At 32.0% G+C, this 16,022-nt stretch carries 15 protein-coding genes and 6 tRNA genes; 12 read left to right on the forward strand and 9 right to left on the reverse strand.

Going from position 1 to position 16,022, the window contains the following annotated elements:
- The first annotated feature begins 196 nt into the window (after window positions 1-196).
- The 5 genes from N5E64_RS02610 to N5E64_RS02630 all read left to right on the forward strand — a co-directional run bounded on the left by N5E64_RS02610 (window position 197) and on the right by N5E64_RS02630 (window position 680).
- Window positions 197-270, forward strand: a tRNA-Thr gene (locus N5E64_RS02610).
- A gap of 17 nt (window positions 271-287) precedes the next feature.
- Window positions 288-368: transfer RNA gene (locus tag N5E64_RS02615), tRNA-Tyr, on the forward strand.
- Window positions 369-375: 7 nt separating this feature from the next.
- A tRNA-Thr gene (locus N5E64_RS02620) sits at window positions 376-452 on the forward strand.
- A 41-nt stretch (window positions 453-493) separates the two neighbouring features.
- Window positions 494-567, forward strand: a tRNA-Thr gene (locus N5E64_RS02625).
- A gap of 32 nt (window positions 568-599) precedes the next feature.
- Window positions 600-680, forward strand: a tRNA-Tyr gene (locus N5E64_RS02630).
- 98 nt (window positions 681-778) lie between these two features.
- Here N5E64_RS02630 and N5E64_RS02635 read toward each other — a convergent pair.
- Window positions 779-1,537 carry a 5'-methylthioadenosine/adenosylhomocysteine nucleosidase gene (locus N5E64_RS02635; protein ID WP_280035587.1) on the reverse strand — a complete coding sequence of 253 codons (759 nt, stop codon included), beginning with the start codon at window positions 1,535-1,537 and terminating at the stop codon, window positions 779-781.
- A 218-nt stretch (window positions 1,538-1,755) separates the two neighbouring features.
- Here N5E64_RS02635 and N5E64_RS02640 point away from each other — a divergent pair, with 218 nt between their 5' ends.
- The 3 genes from N5E64_RS02640 (at window position 1,756) to N5E64_RS02650 (ending at window position 3,654) form a co-directional block, all read left to right on the forward strand.
- Window positions 1,756-2,409 (forward strand): YceI family protein, encoded by a 654-nt coding sequence (locus N5E64_RS02640; RefSeq protein WP_115001325.1) that lies wholly within the window; start codon window positions 1,756-1,758, stop codon window positions 2,407-2,409.
- A gap of 74 nt (window positions 2,410-2,483) precedes the next feature.
- Window positions 2,484-2,810 (forward strand): multidrug efflux SMR transporter, encoded by a 327-nt coding sequence (locus N5E64_RS02645; protein WP_038334569.1) that lies wholly within the window; start codon window positions 2,484-2,486, stop codon window positions 2,808-2,810.
- A gap of 19 nt (window positions 2,811-2,829) precedes the next feature.
- Complete coding sequence (locus N5E64_RS02650; RefSeq protein WP_280035590.1) at window positions 2,830-3,654, forward strand: helix-turn-helix domain-containing protein; 825 nt, start codon at window positions 2,830-2,832, stop codon at window positions 3,652-3,654.
- Window positions 3,655-4,047: 393 nt separating this feature from the next.
- Here N5E64_RS02650 and murC read toward each other — a convergent pair whose 3' ends face one another.
- The 3 genes from murC to N5E64_RS02665 are packed head-to-tail and all read right to left on the reverse strand — an operon-like array spanning window position 4,048 to window position 6,967.
- Window positions 4,048-5,400, reverse strand: a complete 1,353-nt coding sequence (gene murC / locus N5E64_RS02655) for a UDP-N-acetylmuramate--L-alanine ligase (protein WP_125348833.1) — start codon at window positions 5,398-5,400, stop codon at window positions 4,048-4,050.
- Between the two features lie 18 nt (window positions 5,401-5,418).
- Window positions 5,419-6,303, reverse strand: a complete 885-nt coding sequence (locus N5E64_RS02660) for a 1-acyl-sn-glycerol-3-phosphate acyltransferase (RefSeq protein WP_038334575.1) — start codon at window positions 6,301-6,303, stop codon at window positions 5,419-5,421.
- A gap of 19 nt (window positions 6,304-6,322) precedes the next feature.
- Window positions 6,323-6,967 (reverse strand): CoA pyrophosphatase, encoded by a 645-nt coding sequence (locus N5E64_RS02665; RefSeq protein WP_115001319.1) that lies wholly within the window; start codon window positions 6,965-6,967, stop codon window positions 6,323-6,325.
- A gap of 225 nt (window positions 6,968-7,192) precedes the next feature.
- Between N5E64_RS02665 and N5E64_RS02670 the strand changes: the two genes are divergently transcribed.
- The 4 genes from N5E64_RS02670 (at window position 7,193) to N5E64_RS02685 (ending at window position 10,847) form a co-directional block, all read left to right on the forward strand.
- On the forward strand, window positions 7,193-9,301 hold the full coding sequence (locus N5E64_RS02670; protein ID WP_280035593.1) for a M3 family metallopeptidase: 2,109 nt from the start codon (window positions 7,193-7,195) through the stop codon (window positions 9,299-9,301).
- A 95-nt stretch (window positions 9,302-9,396) separates the two neighbouring features.
- A complete protein-coding gene (locus N5E64_RS02675; RefSeq protein WP_280035595.1) occupies window positions 9,397-10,137 on the forward strand; it encodes a YebC/PmpR family DNA-binding transcriptional regulator in 741 nt (246 codons plus the stop codon).
- A gap of 85 nt (window positions 10,138-10,222) precedes the next feature.
- On the forward strand, window positions 10,223-10,630 hold the full coding sequence (locus N5E64_RS02680) for a hypothetical protein (protein ID WP_280035596.1): 408 nt from the start codon (window positions 10,223-10,225) through the stop codon (window positions 10,628-10,630).
- Window positions 10,631-10,762: 132 nt separating this feature from the next.
- Window positions 10,763-10,847: transfer RNA gene (locus tag N5E64_RS02685), tRNA-Ser, on the forward strand.
- Between the two features lie 94 nt (window positions 10,848-10,941).
- Here N5E64_RS02685 and N5E64_RS02690 read toward each other — a convergent pair.
- The 5 genes from N5E64_RS02690 to N5E64_RS02710 form a co-directional block, all read right to left on the reverse strand.
- The gene (locus tag N5E64_RS02690; RefSeq protein WP_125348834.1) at window positions 10,942-11,829 is read right to left on the reverse strand and encodes a Ppx/GppA phosphatase family protein; all 888 of its coding nucleotides are present in this window, start codon (window positions 11,827-11,829) and stop codon (window positions 10,942-10,944) included.
- Window positions 11,819-13,885: a polyphosphate kinase 1 gene (gene ppk1, locus N5E64_RS02695; protein WP_219034771.1), complete on the reverse strand. Its 2,067-nt coding sequence runs from the start codon at window positions 13,883-13,885 to the stop codon at window positions 11,819-11,821. The genes N5E64_RS02690 and ppk1 overlap by 11 nt, the downstream gene beginning before the upstream one ends.
- A complete protein-coding gene (locus N5E64_RS02700; RefSeq protein ID WP_038336593.1) occupies window positions 13,882-14,367 on the reverse strand; it encodes a histidine phosphatase family protein in 486 nt (161 codons plus the stop codon). Before N5E64_RS02700 ends, ppk1 begins: the two co-directional genes overlap by 4 nt.
- 93 nt (window positions 14,368-14,460) lie before the next feature.
- Complete coding sequence (locus N5E64_RS02705) at window positions 14,461-14,892, reverse strand: thioesterase family protein (protein WP_052217929.1); 432 nt, start codon at window positions 14,890-14,892, stop codon at window positions 14,461-14,463.
- Window positions 14,893-14,915: 23 nt separating this feature from the next.
- The gene (locus N5E64_RS02710; protein ID WP_114999770.1) at window positions 14,916-15,950 is read right to left on the reverse strand and encodes an AI-2E family transporter; all 1,035 of its coding nucleotides are present in this window, start codon (window positions 15,948-15,950) and stop codon (window positions 14,916-14,918) included.
- Between the last annotated feature and the right edge of the window lie 72 nt (window positions 15,951-16,022).

The raw sequence follows: 16,022 nt of genomic DNA on the forward strand, positions 1-16,022 counted from the left end.
ATTTTTTTTTGAATTCTAAAATTCTGATTTTCAAAATTGAAGTGATTTTTTAGAAAAAACTTCTACTTTTTTTTGAAAAAACATTTGCGAGTTTCGAAAAACTGCCCTAATATTGCACCACGAAAAAGGAACAACACTTCTTTCGAGAAATGAATCTCCTGTTTTCAATTTGAAATATTCAAATAATAATATTTTTGCCGATGTAGCTCAGCTGGCTAGAGCAGCTGATTTGTAATCAGCAGGTCGTGGGTTCGAGTCCCTCTATCGGCTCAACAAAAATATAGGTCGGGGAGATACTCAAGCGGCCAACGAGGACGGACTGTAAATCCGTTGGGTAACCTTCGCAGGTTCGAATCCTGCTCTCCCCACTAAAAAGCCGATGTAGCTCAGCTGGCTAGAGCAGCTGATTTGTAATCAGCAGGTCGTGGGTTCGAGTCCCTCTATCGGCTCCAAAAAAGTTTATATTTTACTTTTAAAACAAAAATAAAAAATCGCCGATGTAGCTCAGCTGGCTAGAGCAGCTGATTTGTAATCAGCAGGTCGTGGGTTCGAGTCCCTCTATCGGCTCTTCTTTTTTGAAGAATACTTTATTATTAGGCGGGGAGATACTCAAGCGGCCAACGAGGACGGACTGTAAATCCGTTGGGTAACCTTCGCAGGTTCGAATCCTGCTCTCCCCACAATCCATTTTAAATATTTGGAAAGCAAATCATCAAATCTTTTGATGATTTTTTTTATTAATGTGTGCATCATAAAAAAGCCCTTTTTAAAGGACTTTTTACTTGATGATGTTCTTAATAATCTCTATTGAATATACATTCGAAATTTTTTCTATAAAACTATTAAAATCTAATGTAGAATGATCGTCGGCATCGTCTGATATTGTTCTGATGATGATAAAAGGAATATCAAATTCATAACAAACTTGTGCTACAGCAGCGCCTTCCATTTCGACACAAAGCATTTCGGGTAAGTTTTGTTGTAATTTTTCTTTCTGAGAATTTGTCGAGAAAAATAAATCTCCAGAACCAATTAAACCGACATGTAGTTGAGGTTGATGAATATTAAATTTATCCAAATCTTTTTCAGAAATCACATTATGCAGATGTTGCTCTTCTAAAATTTCTAAAATCGCTGTTGTCGCAACTTGTAATTGAGAAGAATCAGCCTCAAAATAAGCTTTTCCTAACATCGGAATTTCGTAAGCAGGAAAAAGAGGTTGAGCATTCATGTCATGTTGAATCAAACTTTGCCCTAGAACAATATCTCCAATTTTTACATCAGCATGAATTCCACCTGCAACACCTGTAAAAATCAATTCAGAAACGTTAAATTCAAGGATTAAGGTTGTAACCGTAGCAGAGGCAGCAACTTTACCAACACGAGAATAAACGACCACAACTTTTTGATTGTTTAATTTTCCAGTAAAATAACTTCTTCGACCAATTTTATGTTCTTGCTTGTTTGTTAATAAATTGACTACACCGTTTATTTCTTGCGGTATAGCGCCTATTATTCCTATTATTCTTTCGCTCATCTTTCCAATTTGAAAGCGAAGTTACCAATTTATTTTCTGTATTTGTAAACCGAACAATAAATCTCATAAATTAAGATAAATGGCAAACAAATGATAATCAAACATGTATTTAGAAGATTTTTTATCATCTTACAAAAGTAGAGTTTTTTCAGAATATGTTAAAAATCAATTGTGAATTAGTCTTGGCTTGTTGTATTTTTGTAGCATAAAAGTTTGAAATGAAAAAATTATCTATAGCGATTATATGCTGTGCATCAGTAATGCTGATGAATTGTACGAATAAAACAGAAGAAAAACCAGTTGAACAACCTGCTAAATCTGCTGTTACAGTGGAAGAACCAACGGAAATTGTAGAGGGTGTAATTAGAAAATCTGGAGTTGAGTGGACGGCTTATAAAACAACAGAAAAAGTGGCTGTTTCAGGACGTTTTGATGTTGTTTTGGTGAAAGACGCAAAAGAAGATGGAAAAACGCCTCAAGAAGTTTTAGAAGGTGCAAATATTATAGCGACAGTTGCTACATTAAATTCAGATCAAATTGATCGTGATCAAAAATTGAAAGATATTTTGTTCGGAAATATGATCAATACAAGCGAAATCAAAGGTCAATTACATTTCAGAGATGGTAAAACTTTCTTGAATTTAACGTTGAATAATGCTTCTAAAGAATATGAAGTAAAATCGACGTTTGAGAACAATGTTTTTACAATTGAAACAGATGTTGATTTGATGGATTTTAACACAGGGAAAGCGATGGAAGCTCTTAATCAAGCTTGTTTCGAATTACACAAAGGTGCAGATGGCGTTTCTAAAACATGGAGCGAAGTACACATCAAAGGTCAAGTAGAATTTAGCGATAGTTTCGGTAAATAATTCAAAAAATAAATAATTAATTTTAAGGCTACAATTTTTTGTAGTCTTAATTTTTATAAACAAATCAGTAAAAAATGAATTGGGTAATTTTACTAATCGCAGGATTGTGCGAAGTCGGTTTCGCATCATGTCTTGGAAAAGCAAAAGAAGCAACCGGAAATGACACCTATTTATGGTATGGCGGTTTTTTATTTTTCTTAACGGTGAGCATGGTTTTGTTGGTAAAAGCAACGCAAACATTACCAATCGGAACGGCTTATGCAGTTTGGACGGGAATTGGAGCAGTCGGAACAGTTTTGGTCGGAATTTTTATTTTTAAAGAACCAGCAAGTTTTTGGCGCGTTTTCTTCTTAACGACTTTAATCTGCTCAATTATTGGATTAAAATTTGTGTCAAATTAATTGAATATTGTGTTGATTTATGGAGAATTTTAATGTTTTTGATCAAGAGGAATTTATTCAGCAAACTGTCGAGAATAAACGTTTGAAAAAAGATTTGATTCAAACGATTTTTATTCAACATGGTTATTTAATTATTTCTCAAAATAATCAAGAAATTAAACTTAAACAACACGATGTTTTCTTCCCAGAACCTAATAAATCTTACCAAATAATTTCAAAATCATCTGATTTAGAATTGTTGAGTTTAGTTTTAACCAAAAAGATTTTAGATACATCGATTATCGATTTGAGTGGTTATGAATACAACCAATTTTTTGGTGAAGGTAGAATCAATAATTATCATTTCAATGAAATAGAATTTTCTGCTTTAATCGAACTTTTATTGCAATTGAAGTTGCGTTTGCAAGAGAAATTGACCAAATTCGTACGCTATTTACAGTTCAATTTATTTTATGCGATTGTTTACACAACGTTTAGCGAACTTTCGAAACAACAAACAATTATTGTAAGAAAAGGAACGCGAAAAGATGATATTGTAAAGCGTTTTTTGAATGACTTAAATAAGGGTTATACAGAAAATAGAGATGCAAAATATTATGCAGATAAATTGAATATCACGGTGCGTTATTTAACAGAATGTTGCAAATCAATAACAGGTAGAACGACAAAAGAATTGATCAGTTCTGTTGTGATTCGTGAATCGAAAATATTGTTGAGTGATACATCTAAAACAATCTCTGAAATTTCGAATGAGTTAAACTTTTCTGACCAATATTCATTCGGAAATTTTTTCAAAAAACATCTAAAAATTAGTCCAACTCAATTTAGAAAAAGTTTACAATAACTTCCGTTTTGGACATCTTTAGGCTACTTTTCAAACTTTTTTTAATCTCGATTTTTATCATCTTTGTTACTATCAAAAGGGTCACTATAATTTTATAGTAAAAACAGAGGTGTTTTTTGATGGCGAAAGCTAACAAAAGTGAGTAGAGTATTACTAAAAGTTTATATCACCTCTGTTTTTTTCTAAAATAATGTTTTTAAAATTAATAGTTCCGAAAAAGTTTAAAATAGTTCTAAGTTTACTGATATTTGAAAAGAAGTAATCCAAAAACCCAAAATGATTATTTTGACCATTTGAGAAAAAATAAAAAGAGAACCTAAAAAATTAAGTTCTCTTTTTCTATATTTTATAGATATTTAAGTGGAAATCACCTTTCAAAAAAGGTGATTTTTTTTATGCTTTAAATAATTCATTCAAGTTTACTCCACCAAAGTTTCCTGAACTCATCATCAAAAATACTTTATCTTTTTTATCTAAACTTTCGATATAATCTTGCAATTGTTCACCATTTGTAAACACCAAAATCGAATCGTCTCCAAACGCTTTTTTGATATCTTCTGGAGAAATCATTTCCATACGTTTTATTTCTAACGCTTCTGGGCTATACATCACAATTTTGATATCAGCTTTGTCTAAAGCGCCTTTGTATTGAACCAAAAACTCAGGATTTAAAGACGAATAGGTGTGGATTTCTAAACATCCTACAACTGTTTTATCTGTATATTGTTCTTTTACTGCATTCGTAACTGAAGTTACTTTACTTGGCGCATGGGCAAAATCTTTATACGCAACAAAATCAGAAGTACGATTAATTAATTCCAAACGTTTAGATGCTCCTTTGAATGATTGAATTGCTTCGTTGAAATCATCATCCATTACACCTAATTGTTTACAAATTGCACGAGCACCTTCTAAATTCATCAAGTTATGATTACCAAAGACTTCTAACGGAATTGGTCCATCTTCTGTTTCGATAAAAGTGATTCCATTTTCGATAAAATGTTCTGGTAAATGATAAGGGAATTTCTTGATTGCTTTCTCCGTTTCTTCTACCACTTTAACAACTTCTTCGTCTGTTTCGTTGTAAATTAAAGCACCTCCATTCACGATAGATTCTACGAATTTTGAGAATTGAGAAGTGTAATCTGCAAACGTTGGAAAAACATTGATATGATCCCAAGCAATACCTGAAATCAACGCAATATTTGGTTGATACAACAAGAATTTTGAACGACGATCTAAGGCAGATGATAAATATTCATCACCTTCCATAATCATAAATTCGTTGTCTTCTGTCAATTTTACCATCACATCAAAACCATCCAATTGCGCACCAACCATATAATCAACATCGATATTATGATAATGCAAAACGTGAAGAATCATTGATGTAATTGTCGTTTTTCCATGCGAACCACCAATTACAACACGCGTTTTATCTTTTGATTGTTCGTACAAATATTCTGGATATGAATAGATTTTTAAACCTAATTCTTGAGCACGTAACATTTCAGGATTATCAGCGTGAGCATGCATTCCCAAAATCACAGCATCTAAATCTGTTGTAATTTTTTCTGGAAACCAACCCATTTCTTCTGGTAAAATTCTACGTTGGTCCAAACGTGTTTTCGAAGGTTCGAAAATTGCGTCGTCAGACCCCGTTACTTGATAACCTTTTTCGTGCAAAGCAATCGCCAAATTGTGCATAGCACTTCCACCAATTGCAATAAAATGAACTTTTTTCATTTTGTATGTTGTATTCTTTTAGTCTTTTTTATTTTCTTCGTCGTAGCCCATTTCTTCGAAATCATCAAACTCTTCGTCATCTTCATTCAAATAATCATCCAATGATTTTTCACTATTTTCAGCAAGAATTTCGTCCATTGGTCGAACCTTATTAAACTCTGGCGCTTGCTCAATTGCATTCATAATTTTTTTCATGATAGCATCGCTCGAATCATTTTCATAATCGATTTCCAAAGGCTCTTTGAATGTCATTGTCGCATTAATGCCACGTTTTTTGATGCGTAAACCTTTTTTATCAAAAGCTCTACGAAAACCATCAATCACAACTGGAATTACAATTGGTTTATTTTTCTTGATTAAATGTGCAGTTCCACGACGACCAGGCGCAAACGCAGTTGTAGTTCCTTGCGGAAATGTTACTACCCAACCACTTTGCAACGCAATATCGATATTGTTAATTTCGCTTAAATCAACTTTTCTATTTACATTTTCTCCTTTTGCACGCCACGTTCTTTTTACGGTAACTGCTCCTGTGTAGGCAAATAATTTCGTCAAAAGATTATCTTTCATTGTTTCTTCAGCGGCAACGTAATAAAAGTCAATCTTAGGATTAAGTAAATAAATTGGATTTTTGATGGTATCAATAAAACCATTTTTTACACTACAAAATACATGATACATCGCGAAAACATCAGCAAAATAAGTTTGATGATTCGAAACGAATAATACATTTTGAGCTGGCAAATGAACCAAGTTTTTTGTACCGCTAACTTTTAATTTATTAAAACCATTGTAACGGTTATAAGTAAATGATCCTAATAAGAAAATTAACGTCCTTTTTAGGAAATATAAATGTCCAAATGAATCGCGAAATGCGTTCTTTTTCTTTGCTTTTTGAGACACGAGTTCTTAATTGTTTAAGTTACAAATTTAATACGATTTTTAGATAATCTTTAAATTCTTCTAAAATCATTGCCGTTGCGCCCCAAAGAAATTCATCATCACCAATGTTATAACCAGGAATTTCGACAACTTGACCAGAAAATTCTCTCTCAAAAACTTCGTAATCAGCATTCAAAAAAGCTTCCAAATTTAATGGAACAACGTATTGTACTTCGCGCTCATCTGGATTGAAATGTGGTTCTCCATGATAAATTCCGATGTAAGGATAAACCAAGAAATTACTTGGCGGAATATACATTTCGCTCAATTGTCTTACAATCTCAATGTTTTCGTACTCTACACCAAGTTCTTCCATAGTTTCGCGAATAGCAGTTTCGTCAAAACTAATATCTTGTTCTTCAAATTGTCCACCTGGCAAAGAAAACTGATGTGAATGCGCTCCTTCGTAAGAAACACGCATGGTTACTGGGAATTCAACTTCTCCATCTTCGTTTTGATACAATAAAATCATCACAGACGCACTTCTAGGATTGGTACGTTTTACATATTCTAAATCAAATTTTTGACGATATGGAGGTGAAAGCTTTTGGTGTGATTCCCAACTTGGCAATTCTTCAACACTTTCAGCTAATAAATATTTTAATTCTTCTAAATCTAAATACAAAATGGATTGATTTTTAGGGTAATAAAAAAGAGTGAAATTTTTCCTCACTCTTTTTCAAAGATAATTATTTTCGTTGAAGAAAATTCAACCTTTTCGGTAAGGTTTATTAATTATTTAACTTTTAAGATTTAGCTTAAATATTTCCCATTGTTTGAATGAAAAATTGAATATTTTTGAAATTTAACATTATAAGTTTTAACTTCGTTAGGTCTAAAAATTATAAAAATGTTTAATAAAAAACTTTTTTACGGAATGATGGTTGGATCGTCAATCCTTGCCACTTCTTGTAGTGAAAAGTCAACAAATAGTATGTGGAACGATAAAAATCCTTTTTTTGAAGTGAGCACTTTGCCTTATCAAACTGCTGATTTTTCGAAAATTAAAAACGAAGATTTCAAACCTGCTTTGTTGCAAGGAATGGCTGAACAATTAGTCGAAATCAATAAAATTGCTAATAATTCTGAAGCACCAACTTTCGAAAATACGTTGGTGGAAATGGAAAAATCTGGTCAATTATTGTCGAGAGTTAGCCATGTTTTTGGATTATTGACAGGAGCAAATACAAACGAAACGTTGCAAGCAGTTGAGGAGGAAATGTCGCCTAAATTTGCGGCTCATAGCGATGCCATTTATTTGAATGATAAATTATTTCAACGTGTAAAAACTTTACATGACAATAAAAAATCATTGAATTTAGATAAAGAGTCATCTCGTTTGTTAGATGTATATTATCAACGATTTGAATTGGCTGGCGCAAATTTATCTGCTGCACAAAAAGATGAATTGAAAAAATTGAATGGAGAAATCGCTTCTTTAGAAACTAAATTCTCCAATCAATTATTAAAAGGAACAAAATCTGGTGGCGTTACTTTTACGAAAGAAGAATTAGCTGGTTTGAGTGATGCTGATTTAGAGGCTTTCAAACAAGCTGATGGTACATATTTAATCAGTTTATTGAATACAACGCAACAACCTGAATTACAAAATATGACCAATGCAGTTTCAAGAAAAAAATTATTTGATGCAGCTTGGATTAGAACAGAGAAAAAAGATGAAAATGATACACGTTCTACAATTTTAACTTTGGTTAAAAAACGTGCGGAGAAAGCTAAATTATTAGGTTTTGCAAATTATGCAGAATGGAATTTGCAAGATCAAATGGCGCAAAATCCTACAGCAGCAAAAGGATTTTTAAATCAAATGATTCCGGCAGCAACTGCAATGGCACAAAAAGATGCAAAAGAATTTGAAGCCTTAGCGAAGAAAGAAAATCCAGCAAATACATTAACAGCTGCGGATTGGAACTATTATGCAGAGAAAGTTCGTAAAGAGAAATATGATATCGACGAAAATGAAATGAAACCTTATTTCGTTTTAGATTCAGTTGTAGAGAATGGAATTTTCTTTATGGCGAAAGAATTATACGGAATTTCATTCAAAAAACGTACAGATATACCAACTTGGCATGAAGATGTAAAAGTGTACGAATTGTTTAATGAAGATGGTTCGCAATTGGGATTATTTTATACAGATTATTTCAAAAGAGATTCTAAACAAGGGGGAGCTTGGATGAGTAATATTGTGGAGCAATCGCACTTATTTGGCACAAAACCTGTTATTTATAATGTCGGAAACTACACAAAACCTGCAAATGGTCAACCTGCATTGATTTCGTATGATGATGTGGTAACAACTTTCCACGAATTTGGACATGCGTTGCACGGTTTCTTTGCGAATCAAAAATATCCAACTTTATCTGGAACAAATGTTTCAAGAGATTTTGTAGAGTTTCCATCTCAATTTCACGAGCATTATGTAACGGAACCATCTATCTTAAAAAATTATGCAAAGCATTATCAAACAGGAGCTGCGATTCCTGATGCGTTGGTAGAAAAAATGAAAAAAGCATCTAACTTTAACAAAGGTTATACGTTAACAGAATTACTTTCTGCTGCAGCTTTAGATTTGTCTTGGCATACAGTTTCAGTTGATAAAACAATTACAAGTGTAGACGATTTTGAGAAACAAGCCTTAATTGATAATAAAACAAATTTACCACAAGTTCCGCCTCGTTACCGTTCTTCTTATTTTAGCCATATTTTTGGTGGAGGATATGCAGCGGGATATTTTGCATATATCTGGGCAGAAATGTTAGACCATGATGCCTACGAATGGACAATAGAAAATGGAGGAATGTCACGTAAAAATGGTCAAATTTTGAGAGATAAAGTATTTTCTCAAGGGAATTCGGATGATTTGAATGTGATTTACAAAAATTTTAGAGGTAAAAATCCTTCAATTGAACCAATGTTGAAATACCACGGATTGAAATAATCATTCTAAAATATTAACAACTTAAAAATCCAAGACATAGTTCTTGGATTTTTTTCGTTTTATGAATAAATTTGCAACTATTAAAACAAGTATAAATGGGAAGAGCATTTGAATTTAGAAAAGGACGTAAAATGAAACGTTGGGCGGCAATGTCTAAAGCGTTTACTAAAATTGGGAAGGATATCGTAATGGCAGTAAAAGCAGGAGGACCTGATCCGCATTCAAATTCTCATCTTCGCGCGGTAATTCAGAATGCGAAGGCTGTAAATATGCCTAAAGATAATATCGAACGCGCAATCAAAAAAGCATCTGATAAAAATACAGAAAACTATAAGGAAGTTATTTTTGAAGGTTATGGACCTCACGGAATTGCCGTTTTAGTTGAAACTTCTACAAATAACAACAATCGTACAGTAGCTAACGTTCGTTCTTATTTCAGTAAATGTAATGGACAATTAGGAACGCAAGGTTCTGTTGAATTTATGTTTGATCATATCTGTAATTTCAAGATTCAAAAACCTGCAAATCTAGATTTAGAGGAATTAGAATTTGAAATGATTGACTTTGGAGTAGAGGAGATTTTTGAGGATGAAGATGGAATTGTATTAATTGCACCTTTTGAAAATTATGGAACAATCTATAAATCGTTGGAAGAAGGTGGATACGAAATTATTTCGTCAGAATTTGAAAGAATTCCACAAACGACAAAAGAATTAACAGAAGAACAAAAAGCTGACATCGAAAAATTGTTAGAGAAATTTGACGAAGATGAGGACGTAAATAACGTTTATCATACGATGAAAGAAGAGGAAGAAGAGGAAGAAGAGGAAGAATAATCTTTTTTGAAAAGAATAATATGAAAACCGTTTAATTTATTTTAAACGGTTTTTTTTATCTTTAACTATAATTGAATTTTTGAGAATGATAAAAATTTTTACTTTACTTGGTTTGATATTACAATTTGTAGCATTTTGGATGGCTGCGCCAGAAATTCTTGGAGTTGATTGGTTAAGTAAAACTGAAGAAATGATTCGGAAAGCAATTAATCAATTACCACAATTGATACTAGCTGTATTAGGAATGGCGATGGGAATGATGTTTTATCATTCGATGAGTTCTATTTTGGTATTTACAGTTGTTATGGTGATTATAATTCTATTATTGATTTTTTATAAAAAAGTAGAAAAGCTTTTGGACGAAAAAATCTCGAAACCATTGGTCAATAAGCTAATCATAAACGAAACATTTCGCTTTACTTTATTGAAGTTTGCAGCCTTGTTTTTCACGCTTGGCTTCCTTATTCAGATAGCTTTGGTAATAATTGTATAAAATTTTTTAAAAATATTTATTTGATACTGAATAAACTATGTTTTTGTATTAAAAAAACTTTAAATTAAGGTTTGCAAATTCGAAAAAGCGTTCTATATTTGCACTCGCAATACCGCAATAAACTGCGTTATTGGAGAGTTGGCAGAGTGGTCGAATGCGGCAGTCTTGAAAACTGTTGAGGGTCACACCTCCGGGGGTTCGAATCCCTCACTCTCCGCTGAAAGCTTGAACATTTGTTCAAGCTTTTTTTGTTTTATAAAATTTTAATCAAAATAAAAGGCCAGATTAATCTGACCTTATAATAGAAGTATTTATTTTTCTAAATCTTTATATACTTTTCGAATAATTCCGTCCGAAAGTCCAATTTTCGGAACATGAATTTTCTTTGCATGCGACCATTTTAGTACATTACTATAAATTTCTAATGCATAAACCACTACATCAGCACGGTCGGGTTTCATATTGAAATTCTGCATACGTTCTTCAGCAGTCATTGTTTGTAAAATTTGATAATGTTTTTTTACATACATGCTACTCAAAGGCATTCCTAGTTTTACGCCAGAATATTTGTACACATGGTTGATATTTCCTCCAGAACCAATTAATTCTACTTCATCATGACCAATGTTTTCATGAATCCATTCTTTCATTTCGTTAAAAGTATTTGGCGAAACTTTATTTTCTAACAAACGTACAGTTCCTACTTCAAAAGATTTTGACGTAAAAACCTTATTATCTTTTAATAACGTTAATTCGGTACTACCACCACCAACATCTACATACAAATAGATTTTTTCGTCTTGTATAAAATCACCTAATTCCGTATTAAAAAGTAATTCAGCTTCGGTTTTTCCATCAATAATTTCGATGTTAATTCCAGATTTTTTCATCACTTTTTTTACAACATCTTTTCCGTTTTTTGCTTCGCGCATGGCAGAAGTTGCATAAGCTTTATAGATTTCAATATCATAAACCTTCATCATTAATGCATAAGACAACATAGCATCACAAATACGATTTATATTTGTTTCGGAAATTTGTCCATCAATAAAAACGTCGTGTCCCAAACGAATTGGCATCCTCACAATACTGGTTTTATTAAAAATTGGCGCACGACCTTCTTCTTCGTAAACATAATTAATCAACAATCGCATGGCGTTAGATCCAATATCTATTGCTCCTAATTTTCTAATCTTCATTTTCTTGTTCGTTTAATTTTTTAAAATATTCGTAGGTCGTAAACTGAGAGCGGTTTGGTTTTTTATTGTTTCGTTTGTATTCTAAAGAAGATTCAGCCGTTATTTGGCGACCTTTTACGTTATCTTCAAAACTCAAATTAAACGTATCCATAACTATTTTTTTGAATTTATGATCGTAAATCGGACACGCTACTTCCACACGATTATCCAAATTACGTTCCATCATATCTGCAGAGGAAATATAAACTTTGTCATCGCCTGCATTTTTAAACCAATACACACGCGGATGTTCCAAAAATTTATCAATAACGCTGACACATTCAATATTTTCGGAAAGATTTTTAACTCCAGGAATCAAACAATTAATTCCACGCACAACCAAACGGACTTTTACTCCTTTTTGAGAAGCTTTATACAATAAATCAATGATTTGTTTATCGCTTAAACTGTTTAATTTCATGTTGATCTCCGCAGGTAAACCAGCTTGATGATTTTTGATTTCTCGTTTAATCATCTTGACAATTTTTTTACGCGTTCCATAAGGTGAAACCAATAAATGATTGTACGTTAAGTTCAAGTAATTAGCTCCAAAAAATTTAAAAATCTGTTCAACATCCTTTGTTATTCCCGGATTAGTTGTGAAATATGTATAATCTGTATAAATTTTTGCTGTTCCTGCATGAAAATTTCCTGTACTGATAAACACATATTTCTGTGCCAACATTCCTTCTGGTTTACGTTCGATATAACCAATTTTTGAATGTACTTTCAGTCCCGGAACTCCAAAAATAACATTCACACCAGCTTCTTGCAATTTTTTCGACCACATCGCATTATTGGATTCATCAAATCGCGCACGAAGTTCCAAAACAGCTGTTACTTCTTTTCCGTTCATCGCCGCGTTTATCAACGAGTGCATTACTTGCGAATCTTTTGCAACACGATAAATAGTAATTTTTATTTTGGTTACTTTCGGATCAATTGCGGCTTCACGAAGAAATTTTAACAACAAAGAATAATCATGATAAGGCGCCATCATCATTTCCTCATTTTCCGTAAAAGCTTGAAAATAACTGTTATATTCAAAAGGTTTTTTCTGAATAATTGGCTTTATTTTTTCATACGTTAAATTAGGAATATCAAAACTTGGAAAGCTCATCAAATCTCGTTTGTTGTGATATTTTCCACCAGGGTTGATACTATCATATTCGTCTAATCGTAATTTTTTTAAGAAAAATTTCAACGTATCTGGTGCAATTTCAGCATCATAAACTAATCGGACAGGAACTCCTTTTTTACGATTTTCTAAACTATTAATGACTTTTTCTAATAAACTATGTTCCAAATCATTATCAAAATCAAGTTCGCTATCTCGCGTAATTTTGATGGAATGAGCTTCAATTGTTTCGAAATCAAACATTTTGAAAATATCTTTCAAATGAAAACGAATAATGTCTTCCAAATACATGACATACGTATTTTGATCATACTTTGGAAGCACAATAAAACGCGAAAATAAATGCGTTGGAACAATCAAAAGTGCATATTGAACTTTGTCTTTTAATTGCATTTTCACCGCTAAATAGAACGATCCATCGCGTAAAGGCGGTGCTTTTTTAATATCATCTAAAATAAAAACTCCAACCGTATGAATAAATTCGTTGTAAAAATATTCGGAAATAAATTCTAAATAATTCTCAGGAATCGATGTATCATCTATCACAAAAATATTGTGATTCTCTAATTCTTTGAATAATTGATTATGCAAATCATCGTACTGGACTCGCTGCTGACGCACAATTTCATTGATTTCATCGATCAATTCTTCGTCCGTTTGATCTGGTACAATATTTTGATAAACAATTTCTACATCTTTGAACTGTATCGAGCGCAAAATTGTAGAATATCGAACCGAATAAAATTCATCTAAATTGTTCGAATAAATTCCTAAAAAACGAATTCGTTCTAACAACGGAACTGTTTCGTCAGAAGCCTCTTGCAACACGCGCGCATTGAAAGAAAGCCAACTGATTTCGCGGTTTATATATTTTTTCATTTAATTTCTTTAGGTAAAATTATTTTTATAGTTTTTCCTTTTTGAATCGATTTCCAATTATCAGAATCAAACTGTATCCAGACAAATCCAGAAGTCGAAAGATTGTAAATCATTTCATTTCCTAACTGATTGGTAATATCTGTAAACGCAGGATTATGTCCAAAAATAAGAACATTTTGCAATTCATTATCCAAATTTCTAATCCATTTGTCTAATAAATAATGCGAAAAAGTATACAAATCATCTTCGATATGAATGGTTTGATTAGGAAATAAAATAGGTTTGACAAGTAGAGAAGTTTCTTTTGCTCGAACTGCTTTGCTCGAAAATATTTGATCAAATTTCAATTCAAAATTTTGATGAATATAATTTGCTACTTTCTTCGTTTTGAATTCACCAATCTCTGTGATAGAACGAAATTGATCTGAAACATTTTCGTTCCATTTACTTTTTGCATGACGCATTAAAAACAAATTTTTCATAACGCAACGAGTTTAAAAAGAAAAAGTAGTTAAATCTAATCATTATCTAATGAAAAGACTTAACTACTGTTGTATTTTTTTTAGGATTATTTTCTAAAGATTACCTTCGTAATTCTTAAAATCATTTTTTACCCAATCTGGCAATTCCATCGATTTTTTCTCTTCCATATCGTACATTACTTGTGTACTTTTTCCGATACAATGAATAACATCTTCACCATTTTCGCTTTTACTTGTGACAATATATTCAAAATCGAAACTCTTATTTCCTAATTTTGTAACTCGTACACCAATACGAGGTTCTATCGCATTTGGACGTAATTCTTTTTGGTAACTCGCTTCCATATGTGCAATGACAAACATGTGTCGCGTCCATTGCCATTTTTTGCTCGAAGCCATCATATAATAGGCTCTACCGATCTGGAAATACTCGAAATAAAATACATTATTTACATGACCAATTGGATCAAAATCGCTCCAACGTGGTTCTAAAGGTTTAAAGAATTTAAAGTTTTCTATACTCATTTTTAATTGGTTTTTAATAATAATTAATCTTCAGGATTTGGATCAATAAATTCGTATTTGTACAATTTGACTAACCAAAAGAATACTGAAAATAAGATTGGTCCGAAAATAATTCCAATAAATCCGAATAAATTTATTCCAACGATTACTCCAAAAATAGTAATTAATGGATGAACATCCGCCATTTTTTTCTGTAAAACTAAACGAATCAAATTGTCTGATAATCCAACAATAACAAAACAATAAATCAATAATCCGATCGCTTGTCCTGTATCACCGCTTGCTAATAAAAATAATGCCAAAGGAACGTAAATTAAGGCTGCTCCAACTACTGGTAACATCGCCGCAAAAATCGTTAGAATAAACCATGTAAAGGCATCATCAACTCCAAAAATAAGATATCCAATGTAGGCAATAATTGCTTGTAGAAAGGCTGTTAACGGCATACCTACTGCATTAGAAATGACCAAATCTTTCAAATCTTTGTTCATCTTCACTAAATTACTTGTTTTAAGCGGAATAGTTCTGTAAAACCAATTTTCAAGTTTTTGATGATTCATCAACATAAAATACAAAATAAGGAAAGCAACCCCCAACTGAACTGTCATATCCATTGAAGCATTCAGTGTTTTTTCTAATAATTTCCCTCCAACTTGAGTTATTTTTTCAATGTTAGTCGCACTAAAAACATCAATATGAAATTTGGTTTGCAACATTTCAATAATTTTATTGACATCTTTTTTAATTTGAGCTGTGTCATTTAATAGCACCATAACCTTATTCGTTAACATTTGAATTAATAAATAAAGAGGTCCTATAATTAGAATTGCACTACTAATCATTAAAAAGATTACACTTCCTAATTTGTTCCATTTTTTTACTTTAACTAACCATTGCAAAGGATTCAGGAGCAAAACGTACAAACACAAAGCACCAAGAAAACCTGGAAAAAAAGCCAATAAATTTTTGGTAATTAATCCAAAAACTAAAAGTATAATTGCAATAAAAGCTAATTGCAATAAAATGTTATTAGAGAGATAGTGTTTATTAGAGTTCATAGGTATTTATTTGTTTAATAACAGTTGTTGATATTTCGTTATCAAATTCAATGCTAAAAATAGTTAATTTCT

This window comes from Empedobacter sp. GD03739 (assembly GCF_029843245.1).
Taxonomy (GTDB): domain Bacteria; phylum Bacteroidota; class Bacteroidia; order Flavobacteriales; family Weeksellaceae; genus Empedobacter; species Empedobacter falsenii_B.

What these genes read in the sequence shown, in the direction of transcription:
- N5E64_RS02635 (WP_280035587.1), bottom strand. Translation starts at nt 1,537, where the DNA reads ATGAGCGAAAGAATAATAGGAATAATAGGCGCTATACCGCAAGAAATA.
- N5E64_RS02640 (WP_115001325.1), top strand. Translation starts at nt 1,756, where the DNA reads ATGAAAAAATTATCTATAGCGATTATATGCTGTGCATCAGTAATGCTG.
- N5E64_RS02645 (WP_038334569.1), top strand. Translation starts at nt 2,484, where the DNA reads ATGAATTGGGTAATTTTACTAATCGCAGGATTGTGCGAAGTCGGTTTC.
- N5E64_RS02650 (WP_280035590.1), top strand. Translation starts at nt 2,830, where the DNA reads ATGGAGAATTTTAATGTTTTTGATCAAGAGGAATTTATTCAGCAAACT.
- murC (WP_125348833.1), bottom strand. Translation starts at nt 5,400, where the DNA reads ATGAAAAAAGTTCATTTTATTGCAATTGGTGGAAGTGCTATGCACAAT.
- N5E64_RS02670 (WP_280035593.1), top strand. Translation starts at nt 7,193, where the DNA reads ATGTTTAATAAAAAACTTTTTTACGGAATGATGGTTGGATCGTCAATC.
- N5E64_RS02675 (WP_280035595.1), top strand. Translation starts at nt 9,397, where the DNA reads ATGGGAAGAGCATTTGAATTTAGAAAAGGACGTAAAATGAAACGTTGG.
- N5E64_RS02680 (WP_280035596.1), top strand. Translation starts at nt 10,223, where the DNA reads ATGATAAAAATTTTTACTTTACTTGGTTTGATATTACAATTTGTAGCA.
- N5E64_RS02690 (WP_125348834.1), bottom strand. Translation starts at nt 11,829, where the DNA reads ATGAAGATTAGAAAATTAGGAGCAATAGATATTGGATCTAACGCCATG.
- ppk1 (WP_219034771.1), bottom strand. Translation starts at nt 13,885, where the DNA reads ATGAAAAAATATATAAACCGCGAAATCAGTTGGCTTTCTTTCAATGCG.
- N5E64_RS02700 (WP_038336593.1), bottom strand. Translation starts at nt 14,367, where the DNA reads ATGAAAAATTTGTTTTTAATGCGTCATGCAAAAAGTAAATGGAACGAA.
- N5E64_RS02705 (WP_052217929.1), bottom strand. Translation starts at nt 14,892, where the DNA reads ATGAGTATAGAAAACTTTAAATTCTTTAAACCTTTAGAACCACGTTGG.
- N5E64_RS02710 (WP_114999770.1), bottom strand. Translation starts at nt 15,950, where the DNA reads ATGAACTCTAATAAACACTATCTCTCTAATAACATTTTATTGCAATTA.